Here is a 16,802-nt window from a genome sequence, read left to right on the forward strand (position 1 = left end):
GCGGTGGTCGACCTGACGGTGGGCCGCTCGCGCCACGCGGCCGTGCCGCTGGTGGTGGACCTCGACGGATACCTGGATCCGGCCCCGATCGCGGAAGGGCTGAACCGGCGCGGTCTGGAATTCCTGCTGGCGATTCCGGACGGATTCCCGCTGGCCCCGCTGGACGTCCGCGCCTGCAATTCCGGACGGGCCGTGATGCCCGCGGTGCGGATCCTCTCCGACTGCGGCGGAGGCGATCAGGCCGCGCCGGGGCGGGTGGGGGAGCGGGGCGGTCTGGTGCAGGTGCCCGGAGTCACCGCGGCCGCCGGCCGGGCCCGGCTGCACCGCGTGTTCGCCCAGCCCGCGCTGCGCGCCAAGGAGCAGGACCGGCTGTGGATCACCAACATGGTGACCCGTCCGGCCGGAGAGCTGCTGGCCTACGCGGAGCGCCGGCCGGCGGCCGAGGAGACCCTCGCCCAGCTCCAACGGGGCTTCGGGTTAAGGGACTTCGAAGGGCGCTCCTATCCGGGCTGGCACCACCACATGACGCTGGTGGCTGCTGCCTTCGCCTACAGCAGGCTCGCCGCCGCCCCCGTCGCCGAGGCCTCCGAGGGACGTCCTCCGGGCCGCCTGAGCTCGGTGCTTGACAGTCAGATGCTTGCTCATGCAAGCTTTATTCATCGCCAGGCCCCAGTCATGGGGCCCTGTGCGAGAGATGAAGATGCATATACATGCAAGTGCTTCGGCTATGACCAGGGGGAAGCATGCGTCACTCCGAGATCTCGGAGAGCGAGCTGACCGAGTACGTCCGCGAGGCGGTCCGGATCAGTCGTGAACACGTGGCCAGGGGCGGCATTCCGTTCTCCGGGGTCGTCGTCAACCACGGCCGCATCCTCGGCACCGGCTTCAACCGGGTGCGGGAGGACAACGACCCCACCGCGCACGCCGAGGTGGTGGCACTACGCCAGGCGGCCGCCACCTACGGCCTGCACGCCACCGCCGGGGCCACGCTGATCGCCTCCGGCGAACCCTGCGCCCTCTGCTACATGGCCTCGCTCTACTTCAACGTGTCCCACATCGTGCACGCCGTGGACCGTCTGACCGCCGCCCGGTACGGCTTCGACTACACCGGCTCGTACTCGATCTTCGCGGACGACCCGGAGAGCTGGCCGCTGCGCGTCACCTCGCTGCGCACCCCGGGCGACACCGAGCCCTTCACGGACTTCCTCCGCCTGGACCGCACCGACCTGCGCACCGCCGAGCACACCACCACCCGTACCGCCGACCGGGAGCGACCGTGAACGAGCTGGAGAACGAACCCGCGGCCGAGAAGGTCCGGATCAAGGTCTGGTCCGACTACGTCTGTCCGTTCTGCATGCTGGCCGAGGGCCCGCTGCACGAGGCCACCCACGACCTCGACGTCGAGATCGAGTGGATGCCCTTCGAGCTGCGGCCCCACCCCACCCCGACGCTGCGCCCCGAGGACGCCTACCTGCCGGCCGTGTGGGCCAGGTCCGTCTACCCGATGGCCCGTCGGATGGGCGTGGACATCACGCTGCCCACCGTCTCGCCGCAGCCGTACACCCGGCTGGCCTTCGAGGGCTACCAGTACGCCGCCGAGCACGGCCGGGCGGCCGAGTACACCCCGCGCCTCCTCCGGGCCTTCTTCCAGGAGAACCGGGACATCGGCCGGACCGAGGTGCTCGCCGACATCGCCGCCGAACTCGGCCTGGACGCCGAGGGGTTCACCCGCGCCCTGGCCGAGGGCAGCTACACCGAGACCCACCGGGAGGCGCTGCGGACCGCGGAGGCGTACCGCATCTCCGTCGCCCCCACCCTGATCATCGGCGAGCGCCACCGGATCGAGGGCGTCGCCACGGCGGCCCAGATCCGCAAGGCCGTGCTCGACGTCCAGGCCGAGCAGGCCGTCGCGAGCGGAGCGGCCTGCGGCATCGACGGCTGCTGACCGGCACCCGATCCCCGTCTCCGCCCGTGCTCCACCCCGCGCCACCGGTTCGACCCCAACTCCCCAGCAGCGAAAGGGCATCAGCCATGCAGTGGCTCTACCTCGGCATCGCGGTCATCTTCGAGATCGCGGTAGCCATCGCGGCCGGCAAGGCCGAAGGCTTCAAGAACCGCCCGTGGACCGCCGCCACCCTGATCAGCGGCGCGATCGGCACCTACTTCCTCAGCAAGGCACTGCAGACCTTCAACGTCGGTGTCGGCTACGCCATCTGGACCTCCGTCTCCGGCATCGGCATCACCCTGCTGGGCGCCGCGCTGTTCGGCCAGAAGCTCAGCTGGCAGAAGGCGCTCGGCATCCTCGTCATCATCGCCGGCGTGGTCGGCCTCCAGCTCAGCGGCGTCTGAGCCCCCGCACCCCACTCCGATCCACCAAGAAGGGACCGCGCACATGTCCAACACCAGCTCCACTTCCGGATCGGCCAACTCGTGGCTGATGCTCCTCCTCGCCGGCGCGTTCGAGGTCGGCTACGCGCTCTCGGTCGGCGGCAGTGACGGCTTCACCAAGCTCTGGTGGTCGCTGGTCGCGGTGGTGTTCTTCCTGCTGACCCTCTGGGCGCTGAGCGCCGCGCTGCGCACCATCGACGTCAGCATCGGCTACGCGGTCTGGGCCGGCATCGGTTCGGTCGGCGCCGCCCTGCTCGGGCCGGTGGTCTTCGACGAGCACCTCACCGTGGTGCAGGGCGTCTGGCTGGCCGTCATCATCGTCGGCGTGATCTGGCTCAAGCTCGCCGACCGGATGCAGGGCAGCGCCGCGGCGCCCGAGGTCGAGCAGCCGGCCCGGCCGGAGGCCCCCGTCCAGCCCGTGAAGATCTGACGGATGCCCAGCCCCGCAGCCGGGGGCCGTCGTCCGACCCGGTGGGCCGTCCCCGCGCAGCGCGGAGGCGGCCCACTGCCGCGTTCCCGCCCGGGGGAGTGAACGCTTCATCCGTACGGGTGAGCGGCGCCCAGGGGCGCGTGCCGGATGGCCTACGCTCCCCCGGGGACGAGGACCGGGAGAGGGGTGCCGCCGTGGAGCTGTGGCTGCTGAACGGGCTGGACACCGCGGCGTTGAGCCTGGTGGTGGTCGGCGGGATCGTCCTGCTGGCCGTGGCGGGCGCGCTGCTGACCAGGCGCCGCTTCCCGCAGACCGTGCACGGTGAGCACAACGAGATGGTCGGTGTGGTGCTCGGCATGTTCGGCGCGATCTACGGCATCATCCTGGCGTTCGTCATCGTCACCCTCTGGACCCAGCTGGAGACCACCAACTCCATCGTCGCCTCCGAGTCCACCGCCGCCGCCTCGCTGGTGCGCAACGTCCGCGCCCTTCCCCCGCAGGAGCAGGACCGGGTGAACGCCGCGATGAGCGGATACCTGCACGCGGTGGTGGACGTGCAGTGGCCGCTGATGCGCGAGGGCGAGCCCAACTACGAGTCCACGGCCCGGAGTCTGGACGCGGTCTACGACGCGCTCCAGTCCTACGAGCCGCAGACCGAGACCCAGCAGACCTTCTACGAGCTGGCGGCCGGCAACCTCAACGAGGTGGTCGCCCAGCGCCGGGCCAGGATCACCATGGCCACCCAGCAACTCCCGCTGCTGCTCCAGGTGCTGGTCTTCGGCGGGGCGCTGGTGATCATCCCGCTGACCTTCCTCTACGGCGTCCGCAGCCGGCGGATGCAGCTCCTCTTCGTCGGTACGGTGGCCGCGCTGGTGGGCTTCAGCCTGCTGCTCACCCTGGTGCTCGACCGCCCGTTCTCCGGCGAACTGAGCGTCAGCCCGGCGCCCTACAAGGAGGGCGCGCTGGCGCAGTTCTGGTACGGGCAGCCGGGCGCCGGGTCCGTGGTCGCACGCTGAACCGCGCCGCCTCCCGGGAGGTGCGCACCCGCCGGGCTGCCGGGCGGTGTCGCTCCGCCGCGCTACCGTGGGCCGCATGAACGATCACAGGGCCCGGCCCGCCGGCGGGATGCTCACGGGGGCGGCCGGGGCACTGCTCCCGGCACTGGGGCGGATCACCGTCAGCGGGGCCGAGCAGCTCGCGGAGGGCGGCGGGCGCGGCCTCATCCTGACGGCCAATCACACCTCGCTCGCCGACCCGGTGCTGATGCTCGGCGTGCTGGGGCGGCTGGGCGTACGGCCGGTGGTGCTGGCCACCGCCGGGCTCTGGAAGGTCCCGGTCCTGGGCCGGGCCCTCGTCCGGGAGGGCCACGTCCCGGTCCACCGGGGCACCGCCCGCGCGGGGGACGCACTGGTCGCCGCCGGGGCGGCGCTGGCGGCCGGACGCTGCGTACTGCTCTACCCCGAGGGCGGCCTGCCCCGCTACCGGGCCTCGGCCGACCGGCCGCCGCGCCCGCTGAAGTCCGGCGCGGTCCGCCTCGCCGAGGCCACCGGCGCCCGCCTGCTCCCGATCGGCCACGCCGGTGCCCGCCGCGTCGCCTCCGGCGGCACCGCCAAACAGCTCGCCGGCTGGGTCACCGCCCCGCTGCGCCGCCCCCGCGTCCACGTCCACTTCGGCACCCCCCTCCACCCCGACCGGGACGGTGCCCTCGAAACCGCCCTGGCCGAGGCCTGGAGCTCCGCCGTCCGCGCCCTCGACCCCACCGACGTCCCCGGCCTCTACCGCTGATGGGCGCGGCGGTAGGGGCGGCAGTTACTTGACACTCTCAACCATTCAGGTCTACGGTCGGTGAAGTACTTGAGGAACTGAAACATCTAGTGCCTCAAATCTTTATGCACAGGAGTGTCACCATGAAGGCCATCACCTACCGTGCCTACGGCGGAGCCGACGTCCTCGAGTACGGCGAGGTCCCGACGCCGAAGGTCGGCCCGGACGCGGTGCTCGTCAAGGTCCGCGCCGCCGCGGTGAACCCGGTGGACTGGAAGATCCAGGCCGGCTACCTCGACGGGTTCCTGGACGCGGTCTTCCCGGTCATTCCGGGCTGGGACGTGGCCGGTGTGGTCGAGCAGGTCGGCGTCGGGGTGACCGAGTACGCCGTCGGCGACGAGGTGATGGGGTACGTGCGGGAGGACATGGTCAGCCGCGGCACCTTCGCGGAGTACGTGGCCGCCCCGGTCCGGACGCTGGCGCACAAGCCCGCCGCGCTGAGCTTCGAGCAGGCGGCCGGTCTGCCGCTGGCCGGGCTCACCGCGCACCAGGCGCTGACCCAGGCGCTGGCCGTCCGGGCCGGCGAGACCGTCCTGGTGCATGCCGCCGCCGGTGGCGTCGGCTCGCTCGCCGTCCAGATCGCGGTCGCCCTGGGCGCCAACGTGATCGGCACCGCCAGCGAGCGCAACCACGAGTTCCTGCGCGGCCTCGGCGCCGAGCCGGTCGCCTACGGCGAGGGCCTGGCCGAGCGGGTCCGCGCGCTCGCCCCGCAGGGCGTGGACGCCGTGCTCGACCTGGTCGGCGGTGACGCCCTGACCGTCTCCCCGTCGCTGCTGGCCGAGGGCGGCCGGCTGGCCTCCATCGCCGACGGCGCGGTGCTGGCCCTGGGCGGCCGGTACGTCTTCGTCCGCCCCGACACGGCCGGGCTGACCGAGCTCGCCGAGCTGGCGGACAAGGGCCTGCTCACCGTCGAGGTGGCCGCCACCTTCCCGCTGGAGCGGGCGGCCGAGGCCCAGCGGCTGAACGCCGAGGGCCACACCCGCGGCAAGATCGTGGTCACCGTCGCCTGAGTGGCGTGAGCCAGGGCCCGCACCGTCGCGACGCGGTGCGGGCCCTTCCGCATGCCGGGCCCTCAACACCCTTGTGGAGGACGGAAATTCACTTGGGACGCGGTGGTCGGCCGACGATACTGACGCGATGTTCACCGACGCCGAAGCGGCCGCGCTCTACGACCAGCTGAACCCCTGGGACCCGGACCGCTGGCCGGGTGACGCCTTCTACGACGGCCTGGTGGCGGCCGCACCCTCCGTCCTGGACGTCGGGTGCGGGACGGGGCAGATGCTCCACCGCGCCCGCGAACGCGGCCACACCGGTCGGCTCGCCGGGATCGACCCGGACCGGGCCTCACTGGCGCGGGCCCGCCGCCGCACCGACGTGGAATGGGTCGAGGGGACGGCGGAGCAGTCGGCCTGGGACGCCGAGTTCGACCTCGCCACCATGACCGGCCACGCCTTCCAGTGCCTGGTCACCGACCAGGAGGTGACCGCCTCGCTGGCCGCCGTCCGGACCGCCCTGCGCCCGGGCGGCCGCTTCGTCTTCGAGACCCGCCACCCCCGGGCCCGCGCCTGGGAGGCCTGGAACCCCGCCAACGCCTCCGAGCTCACCACCGCCACCGGCCGCAGCCTCCGGGTCGAGCACCACGTCGAGTCCGTCACCGGCGACGTGGTCACCTTCACCGAGACCACCGCCGAGGCCGGACGGGTCGTCCGCACCGACCGCGCGAGCCTCCGCTTCCTCGACGTCCCCGCCCTCGGGGCCTTCCTGACCGCCGCCGGCCTCCAGGTCGAGGCCCACTACGGCGACTGGCACCGCGGCCCGATCACCCCCGACAGCCGCGAGATCGTCACCGTCGCCCGCCGCCCGTAGCCCGGTCCGTCCGCCGTGGCGGGGGCCGAGCCGGCGCCGGGAGTACCCACTTAATTGTGCGTACTGGGCAGGGCGGGGCGGGGCGCGCAGACTTGTGGGCAGAGGGGAGATGACAGCGGGTCAGGAGGCCGGACGTTCGGCCGCCGCTTCGGCGGCCAGCAGGTCGAGGCGCTCGTGGCCCAGGTCGGAGACCGGGCCGAGGGCGACCGAGAGGCGCCGGCCGAAGTCGGTGAGGGAGTAGACCGTCTTCAGCGGCAGCACGTCGTGCACCTCGCGGTGCACCAGGCCGTCGGCCTCCATCTCGCGCAGCGCCTGGGTGAGGACCTTCTCGCTCAGGCCGGGCAGCCGTCGGCGGATTTCGGCGGGGCGGTGCGGGCCGGCCTCCAGCAGCCAGAGCAGGGACGTCTTCCACTTGCCGTCGATCACGGCGATCGCGGCGGTGACCCCGCACACGTTCGGGTCCACGGCCTGACTGCGCGTCATCTCTTCCCCCGAGGTTCTTCGTTGTCCACCACCATGTCTACAGGAGACGCCGTATGTCCACCAACCACGCCTTCCCGTCCGTCACCGTGCTCGGCCTCGGCCCGATGGGCCGCGCCCTGGCCGCCGCCTTCCTGGCGGCGGGCGTCCGCACCACCGTCTGGAACCGCACCCCCGGCCGCGACGCCGAGCTGCTCGTATCCGGGGCCGCGAGTGCGGCGACGGCCGAAGAGGCGGTGGCGGCGAGCGAGTTGACCGTCGTCTGCCTGGTCAACTACGACGCCTCGGACGCGGTGCTGCGCCGCCCCGAGGTCGAGGCCGCGCTCAAGGGCCGCACCCTGGTCAACCTCACCGCCGACTCCCCGGACCGCGCCCGCGACACCGGCGCCTGGGCGGCCGGGCACGGCATCGACTACCTGGACGGCGCCATCATGACCCCGGCCCCGAGCATCGGCGGCCCGGAGGCGGTCTTCATCCACAGCGGACCGGCCGCCCTGTACGAGCGCTACGCGCCGGTGCTGGCGGTGCTCGGTGGCACCCACACCCACCTCGGCGAGTCCATCGGTCGGGCGGCGGGCTTCGACATCGCCCTGCTGGACATCTTCTGGACCGCGATGGCCGGCTACGTGCACGCGTTGGCGCTGGCCAAGGCGGAGGGCATCAGCGGACGGGAGCTGGCGCCGTTCGCCCAGGGCATCGGGGCCATCCTGCCGCCGCTGTTCGCGGAGTTCGCCGAGGACTTCGACAGCGGGAGCTACTCCGGCGCGATCAACCCGCTCACCTCCGGCGTCTCCACCATGGCGCACGTGGTGCACACCGCCGAGGCGCACGGCATCGACTCCGGAGTGATGCGCGCCGCCGAGGGGCTCACCCGCCGCACCATCGCCCTCGGGCACGGCGCGGACGGCGTCAGCCGGCTCGCCGAGGTGCTCGGACGGCGCTGACCGCCGAGGTGGCGAAGGGAGTTCAGGCGATGGCGTCGAGTTCGCTGAGCAGTGCGGACACCCCCAGGCCGGTGGTGAGGTAGTGCACGAACACCTCGTTGTTCAGCGCCCAGGGCGAACGCTGCCGCCGGATCAGGTCGATCGCGTCGGGCACCCGGTGGCCCAGCCCCACCAGGGCCTGCGCGGTCACCAGCCCCGAGCGGTTGTAGCCGGAGTGGCACCGCACCAGCACGGTGCGGCCGCTCCGGACGGCGCACGTCACCGAGGCCGCGAGGCGCTCCGCCGCCCGCAGCTGAGCACCCGTCAGCCGGGCGTCCGGCATCTCGGCCACCAGGTGCTCCACCCCCGGGGCGGGGCCGTGCCCCGGGCTGCGGTACAGGCTCGCCACCAGATCGAACTCGCCACCGACCACCGCGAGATGTAACTCCCCGGTTCGGTCGGTCCAGACGTGACCGCCCATCCAGAGCCCGGGAACGATCTCGTTCCACGGCTGCTCCGGCCCCGGCGCCTCCCGGTCCTGCTGCCTCGTCCGCATCGTACGCATCCCTCCTTTCCGCCCCAACGGGGGAGCCTGCGCCGGAGTTCCGGGCTGTGGTTAGGGTGTCGGCATGGCGGATGACCTCGGCGCGGCGGCGCAGCAGACGGCGGACGGACTGGCGCGGGAACGGGTCGGAGTGGTGGTGGCCGCGCTGGCCGGCGGGGCGGTGGAGGTCCGGGCCGCCGGGGCGGTGGGGGTCGACGACGTCTTCGAGATCGGCTCGGTGACCAAGCTGTTCACCGCGCTGGCACTGGCGGCCCTGGTGGTGGACGGTGAGCTCCGGCTCGACCAGCCGCTGGCCGAACTCCTCCCGGAGGCGGGCCACTTGCAGCGGGACGGGGTCGCGGTGACGCTCGGTCAGCTGGCCCAGCACACCTCCGGCCTGCCGCGCCTGCCGCACGGCATGATGCTGCGCGCGCTGCTCCGCCCCTCCACGCCCGACCCGTACGCCGGACTGACCGAGCCGGTGCTCCTCGGCACCCTGGCCAGGACCCGGCTGGGCGCGGTGCCCGGCAAGCGCCACCGCTACTCCAACCTCGGCGCCGGACTGCTCGGTCTGGCCCTGGCCCGGCACACCGGTACCGACTACGAGTCGATGCTGGCCCGCCTGGTGACCGGGCCGCTGGGCCTGCCCGGGGTGCGGGTGGTCACCGAACGGCCTCAGACCCAGGGCCACGACCGCCGCCGCCGTCCCGTCCCGGCCTGGAACCTGGCCGCGCTGGCCGGGGCGGGAGCGCTGCGCGCCACCGCCGGGGAGCTGGCCTCCTTCCTCGGGGCCCAGCTCGCACCGGAGAGCAGCGCCCTGCCCGAGGCGATCGCCCTCACCCGGAGCGTCCGCCACCCGCTGACCCCGTTCGCCCGGGCCCATCTCGGCTGGTTCGGCCAGGACCTGCACGCCAAGCTGGGGCGGCGGCACCGAGCTCTGGCACAACGGCGGCACGGGCGGCTTCTCCTCCTTCGTCGGCCTCGCCCCGGAGCGCGGCACCGGCGTCGTGGTGCTGACCAGCACCCAGAACTCGGTCGACGGACCGGCGTTCGCCCTGCTGCGGGAGCTGTCGTCCCGGCAGGTGGAGAACGGCTAACCCCGCACGGCCGGCAGGCCCAGGGGGACCGGTCCGGCGGCGGGCCGGGTGCAGACGTCGTGGCAGTCGGCGTCGAGGCTGCAGCAGAGGGAGCAGATCGTCCCGCTGTGGAAGGGGCACGAGGCGGTGTCGGGGATCTCGTAGTGGCCCTCGCAGACCACGCACTGCCGGGTCTCGGTCGAATCGTTCATCCCCGCTTCGGGGTTGGGCCGGGCGAGGTAGTAGCGCCCCTTGGTGGCCCAGGCGATCAGCGGGCAGAGCGCCATGGCCAGCGCGAGGGCGATGAACGGGCTGAACGCCTCGGCGTAGGTGCCGAACAGCCCGAAGAAGGCGGCGATGGAGACGGCGGCGGCCACGCACATGGCGCCGAACCCGGCCGGGTTGACGGGGTGCAGGTGGGCGCGCTTGAACTCGATGTGCTTCGGGCTCAGGCCCAGCGGCTTGTTGATCACCAGGTCGGCGGTGACGGCGCCGATCCAGGCGATGGCGACGTTGGAGTAGAAGCCGAGCAGGGAGCCGAGCGCGCTGAACATGTCGAGTTCCATCAGCAGCAGTGCGACACCGCAGTTGAGGAAGATGTACCAGACCCGGCCGGGGTGGCGGTGGGTGATCCGGGAGAAGAAGTTCGACCAGGAGAGCGAGCCCGAGTAGGCGTTGGTCGAGTTGATCTTGATCTGGGAGACCACCACGAAGAGCCCGGCCAGCGGCAGGGCGGCGCCGCCCAGCCAGGGACGCAACGACTCCACGTACGGGGCGATCGGCTCCAGCGCCTTGGCCTCGCCGACGGCGCCGAGCGCCGCGAACGCCAGCAGTGCGCCGCCCAGTTGCTTCAGGGCGCCGATCACCACCCAGCCCGGGCCGGCGGCGAGCACGGCGAGGTCCCAGCGCCGGGCGTTGGCGGGCGTCCGGGCCGGCATGAAGCGCAGGTAGTCGGCCTGCTCGCCGATCTGCGCGATCAGCGACAGGGCGACGCCGGTGCCGAGGCCGAAGCCCAGCAGGGTGAAGCCCGAACCTACCCGTGGGTACCGCCGAAGGAGGTGAACTCCCGGAAGGAGGAGGGTGATTCGACAGCCAGGATGACGAAGGGGGCGACCAGGCCGACGATCCACACCGGCTGTGTCCAGGACTGCATCCGGGCGATCCACGCCATTCCCTTGAAGACGATCGGGACGACGATCACCGTGGTCAGCAGGTAGCCGAGGGGCAGCGGCAGGCCCAGCACCTCGTGGAAGGCCTGCGCCATGATCGAGCCTTCGAGGGCGAAGAAGATGAAGGTGAAGCTCGCGTAGACCAGTGAGGTCAGGGTCGAGCCGAAGTAGCCGAAGCCGGAACCCCGGGTGAGGAGGTCCATGTCGACCCCGTTGGCCGCACAGGCCCGGGCGATCGGGATGCCGGTCAGGAAGATCACCACCGCGGCGGTGAGGATCGAGGCCAGCGCGTTGGTGAAGCCGTAGGACATGACGATGCCCGCGCCGATCGCGTAGTCCGCGAGGTAGGCGATCCCGCCCAGGGCGGTGGAGGCGACCGCCGCGGGCGACCAGCGGCGGAAGGAGTGCGGGGCGTACCGGAGCGAGTAGTCCTCGAGGCTCTCGTCCGCGGCCGACTTGGCGTAGGAGCGCCGGGGGCCCGGTGTCGGGGCGCCTGCCGTCGCTTCGCTCGCTGCTTGGGCGGGCGGACTGCTGATCTCGGTCATCGCCACTCCTGGGAGTCGGAGGCAGATGACCGGTGAGGCTAGGGACGCCGTGTGAAGCCGTGGTGCCCGCGCCGTTTCGTCCGGGTAACCCCGTGAACGGCCCGCCGTGTACGGCAGTTGGTGCCCCGTCAGGCCGTGGGACGGGCGTGTGGGAGTTCGTCGTCGAGCCAGCAGGCGGCGTCCTCGGTGACCAGCAGCAGCTCCTCGAAGGCGACGCCGACACCGCGGAAGGCGACCCGGGGGGCGATCGACCACAGGCCGGGCGGCAGCCGCTGGCCGTCCGGGAGGGGCCGGGCCGGGTGCACGACGACGCCGCCGGGCAGCGCCCGGTCGACGGCGGCGTAGCCGTGCCGGGCGGCGAGGACGTCGACGGCCCGGCGGATGCGGAACAGCGGGCTGCCGCACCGGACTTCGTGGAGGACGAGGTCGCGGTAGGCGGGCAGGTCGGCCCGGAGGGCGTCCCAGACGGGGTTGCCGCCGAGGTGCCCGGCGAGCGCGATGCCGATGGTGCAGCCCTGCGCGGTGACGACCGCGTCGAGGAGGTAGGGCGTGCCGTCCCGGAGGCGCTCCGGTTCGCGCAGCAGGGAGAGGAACCGACCTCCCGTGCGCGCCAGTCCGACGCCCGTCGGCCCGGCGGCCGTCCGCCGTCCGAACCGGGCCGCCGGCCGCCGGACGAAGCCGCCGAGGCCGGCCGCCCGCAGGGACTGCCGCAGCCACTCGGCCGCCTCGGACTCCCACATCCCCGAACGCAGTTGCCCCGCAGCCCGTTCGGCCACCCGGTAGGCGAGTTGCTGCAGGTCGCGGTAGCGGTCGAGGTCCGACTCCTCGTAGGGCAGCGCCGGACCCCGGGTGCGGGCCGGGGCCGTGCCGGGCGACCGGAGGGGGCTGCTGGGCATGGCGGGTACCTCGCCTCGCGGGTCGGCCGGACGGAGCTTGTTGAGTAGTACTCAAAAGTAGCCATGAGTGCGGTGAAGTCAATAGGATGCGCAGATGCTTCCCCCACCCCGCGCCGGACGGCGGCTCTCGGCGGACCAGCGTCGCCGGTGGTCAGGTCGTCGCCCGGCTCCGCCCGCTTGGCCGCCGCCAGCCCGCCGAGCAGGGCGAACAGGCCCTGCTGCGCGGCCACCGCGGCCCCCGGCGTGGCGGAGCTGCTGACCAGGGTGTTGGAGAGCTCGTGCAGCTCGTCCTGCTGCTTCGGCGGCAGGCCCAGCAGCTCGCCGATCACCTGCATCGGCAGCGGGTAGGCGAAGTGCTCGCGCAGGTCGAAGTCGCCCTCCAGCAGGGCGACCCCGTCCAGCAGGGCGGTGGCCCGGGCCTCGATGGCCGGGGCCAGCTCGGCTGTCCGGCGCGGGGTGAAGGCCTGGGTGACCAGTCCGCGCAGCCGCCGGTGGTCCGCACCGTCGGCGGTCACCATGCCGGGCACGGTGACGAAGTTCATCAGCGGCCAGCCCTCGGGCAGCCGGCCCTCCCGGAAGGTGGTCCACAGCTGCGGGTTCTTGCCCACCCGGGGGTCGTTCAGCAGCGCCTGGAGGGTGTCGTGGTGGGTTACCGCCCAGACCACCACCCCGCCAGGGAGTTCCACCAGGACCGCAGGCCCGGCCGCCCGGAGCCCGGCGTTCTCGGTGTGCTGGTCGGCTCCGAAGGGGTCGAGGCGGACGGGCTGGGGGACGAGGGCGGAGTCCATGCGGGCCTTTCGACGGGGGGAGTGCGCGGGGGAGTGAAGGCGCTGTAGAGCACCGGCAGGGCGACCAGGGCGCGCGACCAGGGGGACGGCCGCCAGGCCAGCTCGTGGGCGGGGACGGCCAGTTGGAGGTCGGGCAGCCGGTGGAGCAGGGTCTCCACGGCGGTCTCCACGATCATCCGGGCCGGGTGCTGGGCCGGGCAGACGTGCCGGCCGGCGCCCCAGGCCAGGTGCGCCCGGTTGCCGCCGAGCCCCTCGCCGGAGGGCTGCTGCACCGCCGGGTCGGCGTTGGCGGCGGCCAGGCCGAGCACCAGCATGTCGCCCGCCGAGATGTACTGGCCGCCCAGTACGGTGTCCGAAGTCGCCCACCGGCCAGGGAAGTTCTGGGTCGGAGGGTCGCGCCAGAGCACCTCCTCCAGGGCGTCCGAGACGGTGAGGCGGCCACCGGTCAGGGTGGCCCGGAACCGGCGATCGGTGAGCAGCAGGCGCAGCGTGTTGCCGGTCCAGTTGATGGTGGTCTCGTTGCCCGCCACCATCAGCACCACCAGGTGGTGCACCGCCTCCTCGTCGGAGAGCCCGGCGGGGTGCGCCAGCAGCCAGGAGGTCAGGTCGGCGGCCGGGGCCTGGCGCCGGCTGCGGACCAGGTCCAGCAGGATCGCCTGGAACTCGGCGTTGGCCCGCACCGACTTGTCGCTGCTGTCCACGAAGTGGCTGATCAGCTCGACGATGTGCGGCCCGGCCTCGGCCGGCAGGCCGATCAGCTGGGTGAAGACCATCAGCGGCAGCCGGCGCGCGTACTGGGCGATCAGGTCGGCGGTGCCGTCCGGGCCCCAGCCGTCGATCAGGGTGTCGGCGGCCGCCTCGGTCGCCTGCCGCAGCTGCCGGTGGTCGACCTGGGCCAGGGTGTCCGACACCGCCGCGCGCAGCCGGGCGTGCTCGGCACCGTCCAGGTTGAGCAGCGTCGGACGCCAGGAGGTCATCGGCAGCAGCCGGGAGTCGGCGCGCAGCCGCCCCTCGGCCGGCACCCGCCAGCGGCGCGAGTCCTTGGAGAACAGCTGCTCGTTGCGGGTCAGTTCGAGCAGCTCGGGGTAGCCGAGCACCAGCCAGGCCTCCACCCCCGGCTCCAGCTCGATCGGGGCCACCGGGCCGTACTGCGCGCGCAGCCGGGCGTACAGGCCGTGCGGGTCGTCGGCCACGGCGGCGCCGTACAGGCCGGTGACCGAGGGGGCTTGGTGCGCGGGGCAGCCGGGCGGCGGCGAGGCCGCCGCGTCCGGCTTGGGGGTGGTCATGGCTGGAGCTCCAGAACGGCGGTCGAGTGGAGGTGGTCCACGAAGTCGATCAGGACGTCGTAGGAGGCCCGGCGGTCCCGGGCGTCGCAGTGCAGGATCGGCACCTCGGGCAGCAGGTCGAGCGCCGCCCGGAGCTCCTCCTCGGGGTAACTCGGGGAATCCGGGAAGGTGTTGACGGCCACGGCGAAGGGGATCCGCTGCTGTTCCAGCTGTCCCAGCACGTCGAAGCTCTCCTCGATCCGGCGCGCGTCCACCAGTGCGATGGCGCCCAGCGCCCCGCGCGAGAGGTCCTCCCAGAGCGGCCAGAACCGCTGCTGCCCCGGGGTGCCGAACAGGTAGAGCGCCAGCCGGGAGTTGAGGGTGATCCGGCCGAAGTCCAGCGCCACCGTGGTGGTGGTCTTCTCCGGACGGCCCGTCAGGTCGTCCACGTCCGCCCCGGCGGCGGTCATGGTCTCCTCGGTGCGCAGCGGGTCGATCTCGCTGAGCGAGCCGACCAGCGTGGTCTTGCCGACCCCGAACGGGCCGGTGACCAGGATCTTCACGGCTCCCTGGACGGTGTCCGGCAGGTAGGACGGGTGTGGCTCAACGGAGTTGGCGGAGGCCAACGAGCACCTCCTCCAAGAGGGCGGTGGGCAGCAGGTCGGCCTGCGGCACGGGGGGACGGACGTGGACGGCTCCGGCGTCCCAGAGGTCGCCGATCAGCACCCGGACCACGCCCAGCGGCAGCCGCAGGTGGGCGGCGATCTCGGCCACCGAGAGCAGCTCCCGGCAGAGCGTCAGGATCCGCAGCTGCTCACGGTTCAGGCCGGGGGCGGGCTCGGTGCCGGTGGCGGCGACCAGGCTCTCCAGCGCGAGCGTGTTCCGGCTCGGCCGGCTCCGACCGCCGGTGATCACGTACGGCCGGACCGGGCCGCCGGCACTCACCGGGTGCTCCCGGCCGCCTGCTCCACCCGGGGCGGGCTGGTCAGGTGGGCCCCGATCCGCTCCACCAGCACCTGCATCTGGTACGCCACCAGCCCGGCGTCCACCGCCTCGCCGGTCACCACCGCGAGGTGCGCCCCGGCCCCGGCCGCCACCACGAAGAGGTAGCCGCCGCCGTACTCGACCACGATCTGCCGGGTCGAGCTCTGCGGGCCGCCGAAGCCCTGCGCCACGCCCCGGGCCAGCGACTGCAGGCCGGAGCAGGCGGCGGCCAGCCGCTCGGCGTCGTCGCGGTGGATCCGCTCGCTGCGGCCGATCTCCAGGCCGTCGTTGGACACCACGATGGCGTGCTGGACCTCGGGCACGTTGACGATGTCGGCGAGCAGCCAGCCGAGGTCAGGATTGGGGGTCATGGAAGTCTCCGGGGCGCTGGGGAAGTTCAGGGGAGTGGGAGAAGCCGTCCTGCTGTCGTCCGGCCGCCGAGCGGCCGCTGGCGGTGCCCGCCTGGAAGAGCGACATGAAGGCCCGGGCCTCCCGGGCGGAGCGCGGCGGCACGGGGGTGCCGCCGGTGGTGCCGCTCCTGGGAGCGGAGTCGCCGCGCCGGTTGGTGCGGCGGGGAAGGCTGCTGCCGGAGACCGGCGGGGGTTCCACCGGCTCGGGAAGCACGGCCCTGGTCTGGTGCGGCAGGGGCGTGGGCAGCGGTTCGGTGAGCAGCGCGGTCGGCAGCAGCACCACCACCCGGACCCCGCCGTACGGGGAGGGCGCCGAGCTGAGGGTGACCCGGAAGCCGTACTGCTCGGCCAGCCGGCCGACCGCCGCCAGGCCCAACTGCGGTACCTCGCCCAGCCGGGAGAGCTCCAGGGTGGAGCCTCCGGCCAGCGCGGCGGCGGCCTTCTCGACGGCGTGCTCGGCCATCCCGACGCCGCCGTCGTCGATCTCGATCACGGCGCCGTTGTGCACCGGCATCAGGGTGACGAAGACCTGGGTGCTGGGCGGCGAGTACCTGGTCGCGTTGTCCAGCAGCTCGGCCACCGCGTGGATCAGCGCCTCGGCGGCCGCGCCGATCACCGCGGTCTCGATCCGGCTGCTCACCACCACCCGCTGGAACGGCAGGATCCGCGACTGGGCGCCGCGCACCACGTCCTCCAGCGCCACCGGCTCCGGCCAGTGCCGCCCGGCCCGGGCGCCGCAGAGCACCGCCAGGGTCTGGGCCAGCCGGGCCTGTTGGGCCGCCGCGTGGTCGGCCCGCAGCAGGCCCTCCAGCAACTCCGGGTCGTCGTGGTTGCGTTCCATCTCGTCCAGCCCGGCCTGCTGGTCGTGCGCCATCACCAGGATGCGGCGGGCGACGCTCAGGAAGGCGCGCTGGGTGTTGGCGTTGAGCTCCTGCTCGCGCTGGACGGCGGCCGTCTCGGAGGTCCGCCGGGCGGCCTCCGCCCGTGCCCGCTCGTGGAGTTCGGCGTTCTCGCGCTCCTGCCGGTCCAGTGCGGTGCGCAGCGTCCGGCCGACCGCGCGGTACCGGGCGGCGGTCAGGAGGGCGAGGACGGCGACGGCTCCGAGGGCCGCCGCGATCCACTGAGTCATCGTCACGCGGCGAATTCTAGGGTGGTCATCCTACGGGCGGATGAACGGATCTGACGTTCAGTGACCTCATCGGACCGGATGGTGG

The 16,802-nt window shown here is 73.1% G+C and carries 17 protein-coding genes and 3 pseudogenes; 11 read left to right on the forward strand and 9 right to left on the reverse strand.

The annotated features are described in order from the left end of the window. The 9 genes and pseudogenes from ABD946_RS16790 to ABD946_RS16830 all read left to right on the forward strand — a co-directional run. A pseudogene (locus ABD946_RS16790) lies at nucleotides 1–777 on the forward strand (hypothetical protein); the annotation flags it as partial. Then, nucleotides 744–1,280 (forward strand): nucleoside deaminase, encoded by a 537-nt coding sequence (locus ABD946_RS16795; protein ID WP_345284370.1) that lies wholly within the window; start codon nucleotides 744–746, stop codon nucleotides 1,278–1,280. The pseudogene ABD946_RS16790 and the gene ABD946_RS16795, both read left to right, overlap by 34 nt. Beyond that, a complete protein-coding gene (locus ABD946_RS16800) occupies nucleotides 1,277–1,945 on the forward strand; it encodes a DsbA family oxidoreductase (protein WP_345284372.1) in 669 nt (222 codons plus the stop codon). The genes ABD946_RS16795 and ABD946_RS16800 overlap by 4 nt, the downstream gene beginning before the upstream one ends. A gap of 86 nt (nucleotides 1,946–2,031) precedes the next feature. Further along, complete coding sequence (locus ABD946_RS16805) at nucleotides 2,032–2,349, forward strand: DMT family transporter (RefSeq protein WP_345284374.1); 318 nt, start codon at nucleotides 2,032–2,034, stop codon at nucleotides 2,347–2,349. Nucleotides 2,350–2,392: 43 nt separating this feature from the next. Next, nucleotides 2,393–2,818, forward strand: a complete 426-nt coding sequence (locus ABD946_RS16810; RefSeq protein ID WP_345281806.1) for a DMT family transporter — start codon at nucleotides 2,393–2,395, stop codon at nucleotides 2,816–2,818. A 194-nt stretch (nucleotides 2,819–3,012) separates the two neighbouring features. Continuing rightward, a complete protein-coding gene (locus tag ABD946_RS16815) occupies nucleotides 3,013–3,834 on the forward strand; it encodes a bestrophin-like domain (RefSeq protein ID WP_345281807.1) in 822 nt (273 codons plus the stop codon). Nucleotides 3,835–3,910: 76 nt separating this feature from the next. Further along, a complete protein-coding gene (locus tag ABD946_RS16820; RefSeq protein WP_345281808.1) occupies nucleotides 3,911–4,603 on the forward strand; it encodes a lysophospholipid acyltransferase family protein in 693 nt (230 codons plus the stop codon). 122 nt (nucleotides 4,604–4,725) lie between these two features. Further along, a complete protein-coding gene (locus ABD946_RS16825; RefSeq protein ID WP_345281809.1) occupies nucleotides 4,726–5,652 on the forward strand; it encodes an NADP-dependent oxidoreductase in 927 nt (308 codons plus the stop codon). 127 nt (nucleotides 5,653–5,779) lie between these two features. Continuing rightward, nucleotides 5,780–6,508: a class I SAM-dependent methyltransferase gene (locus ABD946_RS16830; protein WP_345281810.1), complete on the forward strand. Its 729-nt coding sequence runs from the start codon at nucleotides 5,780–5,782 to the stop codon at nucleotides 6,506–6,508. Nucleotides 6,509–6,628: 120 nt separating this feature from the next. Here the strand turns inward: ABD946_RS16830 and ABD946_RS16835 are convergent, their stop codons facing one another. Continuing rightward, a complete protein-coding gene (locus ABD946_RS16835) occupies nucleotides 6,629–6,991 on the reverse strand; it encodes a winged helix-turn-helix transcriptional regulator (protein WP_345281812.1) in 363 nt (120 codons plus the stop codon). A 53-nt stretch (nucleotides 6,992–7,044) separates the two neighbouring features. Between ABD946_RS16835 and ABD946_RS16840 the strand changes: the two genes are divergently transcribed. Next, the gene (locus tag ABD946_RS16840; RefSeq protein ID WP_345281814.1) at nucleotides 7,045–7,932 is read left to right on the forward strand and encodes an NAD(P)-dependent oxidoreductase; all 888 of its coding nucleotides are present in this window, start codon (nucleotides 7,045–7,047) and stop codon (nucleotides 7,930–7,932) included. Nucleotides 7,933–7,954: 22 nt separating this feature from the next. Here ABD946_RS16840 and ABD946_RS16845 read toward each other — a convergent pair whose 3' ends face one another. Further along, nucleotides 7,955–8,467 carry a protein-tyrosine phosphatase family protein gene (locus ABD946_RS16845; RefSeq protein WP_345281816.1) on the reverse strand — a complete coding sequence of 171 codons (513 nt, stop codon included), beginning with the start codon at nucleotides 8,465–8,467 and terminating at the stop codon, nucleotides 7,955–7,957. A 73-nt stretch (nucleotides 8,468–8,540) separates the two neighbouring features. On the opposite strand from ABD946_RS16845, the pseudogene ABD946_RS42740 reads away from it, so the two are divergent. After that, nucleotides 8,541–9,347, forward strand: a pseudogene (locus tag ABD946_RS42740) (serine hydrolase domain-containing protein); the annotation flags it as partial. Between the two features lie 201 nt (nucleotides 9,348–9,548). Here the strand turns inward: ABD946_RS42740 and ABD946_RS16850 are convergent. The 7 genes and pseudogenes from ABD946_RS16850 to ABD946_RS16880 all read right to left on the reverse strand — a co-directional run bounded on the left by ABD946_RS16850 (nucleotide 9,549) and on the right by ABD946_RS16880 (nucleotide 16,717). Next, a pseudogene (locus ABD946_RS16850) lies at nucleotides 9,549–11,245 on the reverse strand (purine-cytosine permease family protein). 128 nt (nucleotides 11,246–11,373) lie between these two features. Further along, nucleotides 11,374–12,141, reverse strand: coding sequence for a M24 family metallopeptidase (locus tag ABD946_RS16855; RefSeq protein WP_345281822.1), 768 nt, complete (start codon nucleotides 12,139–12,141; stop codon nucleotides 11,374–11,376). A 649-nt stretch (nucleotides 12,142–12,790) separates the two neighbouring features. Beyond that, nucleotides 12,791–14,215, reverse strand: a complete 1,425-nt coding sequence (locus ABD946_RS16860; protein ID WP_345284377.1) for a cytochrome P450 — start codon at nucleotides 14,213–14,215, stop codon at nucleotides 12,791–12,793. After that, nucleotides 14,212–14,820, reverse strand: a complete 609-nt coding sequence (locus tag ABD946_RS16865) for a GTP-binding protein (protein ID WP_345284379.1) — start codon at nucleotides 14,818–14,820, stop codon at nucleotides 14,212–14,214. The genes ABD946_RS16860 and ABD946_RS16865 overlap by 4 nt, the downstream gene beginning before the upstream one ends. Further along, nucleotides 14,798–15,139, reverse strand: a complete 342-nt coding sequence (locus tag ABD946_RS16870) for a DUF742 domain-containing protein (protein ID WP_345284381.1) — start codon at nucleotides 15,137–15,139, stop codon at nucleotides 14,798–14,800. The genes ABD946_RS16865 and ABD946_RS16870 overlap by 23 nt, the downstream gene beginning before the upstream one ends. Further along, the gene (locus ABD946_RS16875; RefSeq protein WP_345284383.1) at nucleotides 15,136–15,549 is read right to left on the reverse strand and encodes a roadblock/LC7 domain-containing protein; all 414 of its coding nucleotides are present in this window, start codon (nucleotides 15,547–15,549) and stop codon (nucleotides 15,136–15,138) included. Before ABD946_RS16875 ends, ABD946_RS16870 begins: the two co-directional genes overlap by 4 nt. Then, nucleotides 15,533–16,717: a sensor histidine kinase gene (locus ABD946_RS16880; RefSeq protein WP_345284413.1), complete on the reverse strand. Its 1,185-nt coding sequence runs from the start codon at nucleotides 16,715–16,717 to the stop codon at nucleotides 15,533–15,535. Before ABD946_RS16880 ends, ABD946_RS16875 begins: the two co-directional genes overlap by 17 nt. Nucleotides 16,718–16,802 lie beyond the last annotated feature (85 nt).

The sequence above is a fragment of the Kitasatospora albolonga genome, assembly GCF_039535905.1.
In the GTDB taxonomy this organism is placed as follows: domain Bacteria; phylum Actinomycetota; class Actinomycetes; order Streptomycetales; family Streptomycetaceae; genus Kitasatospora; species Kitasatospora albolonga.

Excerpts from the sequence above, each read along its gene's own strand:
- ABD946_RS16835 (WP_345281812.1), bottom strand. The coding sequence starts at position 6,991 with ATGACGCGCAGTCAGGCCGTGGACCCGAACGTGTGCGGGGTCACCGCC.
- ABD946_RS16840 (WP_345281814.1), top strand. The coding sequence starts at position 7,045 with ATGTCCACCAACCACGCCTTCCCGTCCGTCACCGTGCTCGGCCTCGGC.
- ABD946_RS16825 (WP_345281809.1), top strand. The coding sequence starts at position 4,726 with ATGAAGGCCATCACCTACCGTGCCTACGGCGGAGCCGACGTCCTCGAG.
- ABD946_RS16810 (WP_345281806.1), top strand. The coding sequence starts at position 2,393 with ATGTCCAACACCAGCTCCACTTCCGGATCGGCCAACTCGTGGCTGATG.
- ABD946_RS16855 (WP_345281822.1), bottom strand. The coding sequence starts at position 12,141 with ATGCCCAGCAGCCCCCTCCGGTCGCCCGGCACGGCCCCGGCCCGCACC.
- ABD946_RS16795 (WP_345284370.1), top strand. The coding sequence starts at position 744 with ATGCGTCACTCCGAGATCTCGGAGAGCGAGCTGACCGAGTACGTCCGC.
- ABD946_RS16845 (WP_345281816.1), bottom strand. The coding sequence starts at position 8,467 with ATGCGGACGAGGCAGCAGGACCGGGAGGCGCCGGGGCCGGAGCAGCCG.
- ABD946_RS16820 (WP_345281808.1), top strand. The coding sequence starts at position 3,911 with ATGAACGATCACAGGGCCCGGCCCGCCGGCGGGATGCTCACGGGGGCG.
- ABD946_RS16805 (WP_345284374.1), top strand. The coding sequence starts at position 2,032 with ATGCAGTGGCTCTACCTCGGCATCGCGGTCATCTTCGAGATCGCGGTA.
- ABD946_RS16830 (WP_345281810.1), top strand. The coding sequence starts at position 5,780 with ATGTTCACCGACGCCGAAGCGGCCGCGCTCTACGACCAGCTGAACCCC.
- ABD946_RS16880 (WP_345284413.1), bottom strand. The coding sequence starts at position 16,717 with ATGACTCAGTGGATCGCGGCGGCCCTCGGAGCCGTCGCCGTCCTCGCC.
- ABD946_RS16860 (WP_345284377.1), bottom strand. The coding sequence starts at position 14,215 with ATGACCACCCCCAAGCCGGACGCGGCGGCCTCGCCGCCGCCCGGCTGC.
- ABD946_RS16875 (WP_345284383.1), bottom strand. The coding sequence starts at position 15,549 with ATGACCCCCAATCCTGACCTCGGCTGGCTGCTCGCCGACATCGTCAAC.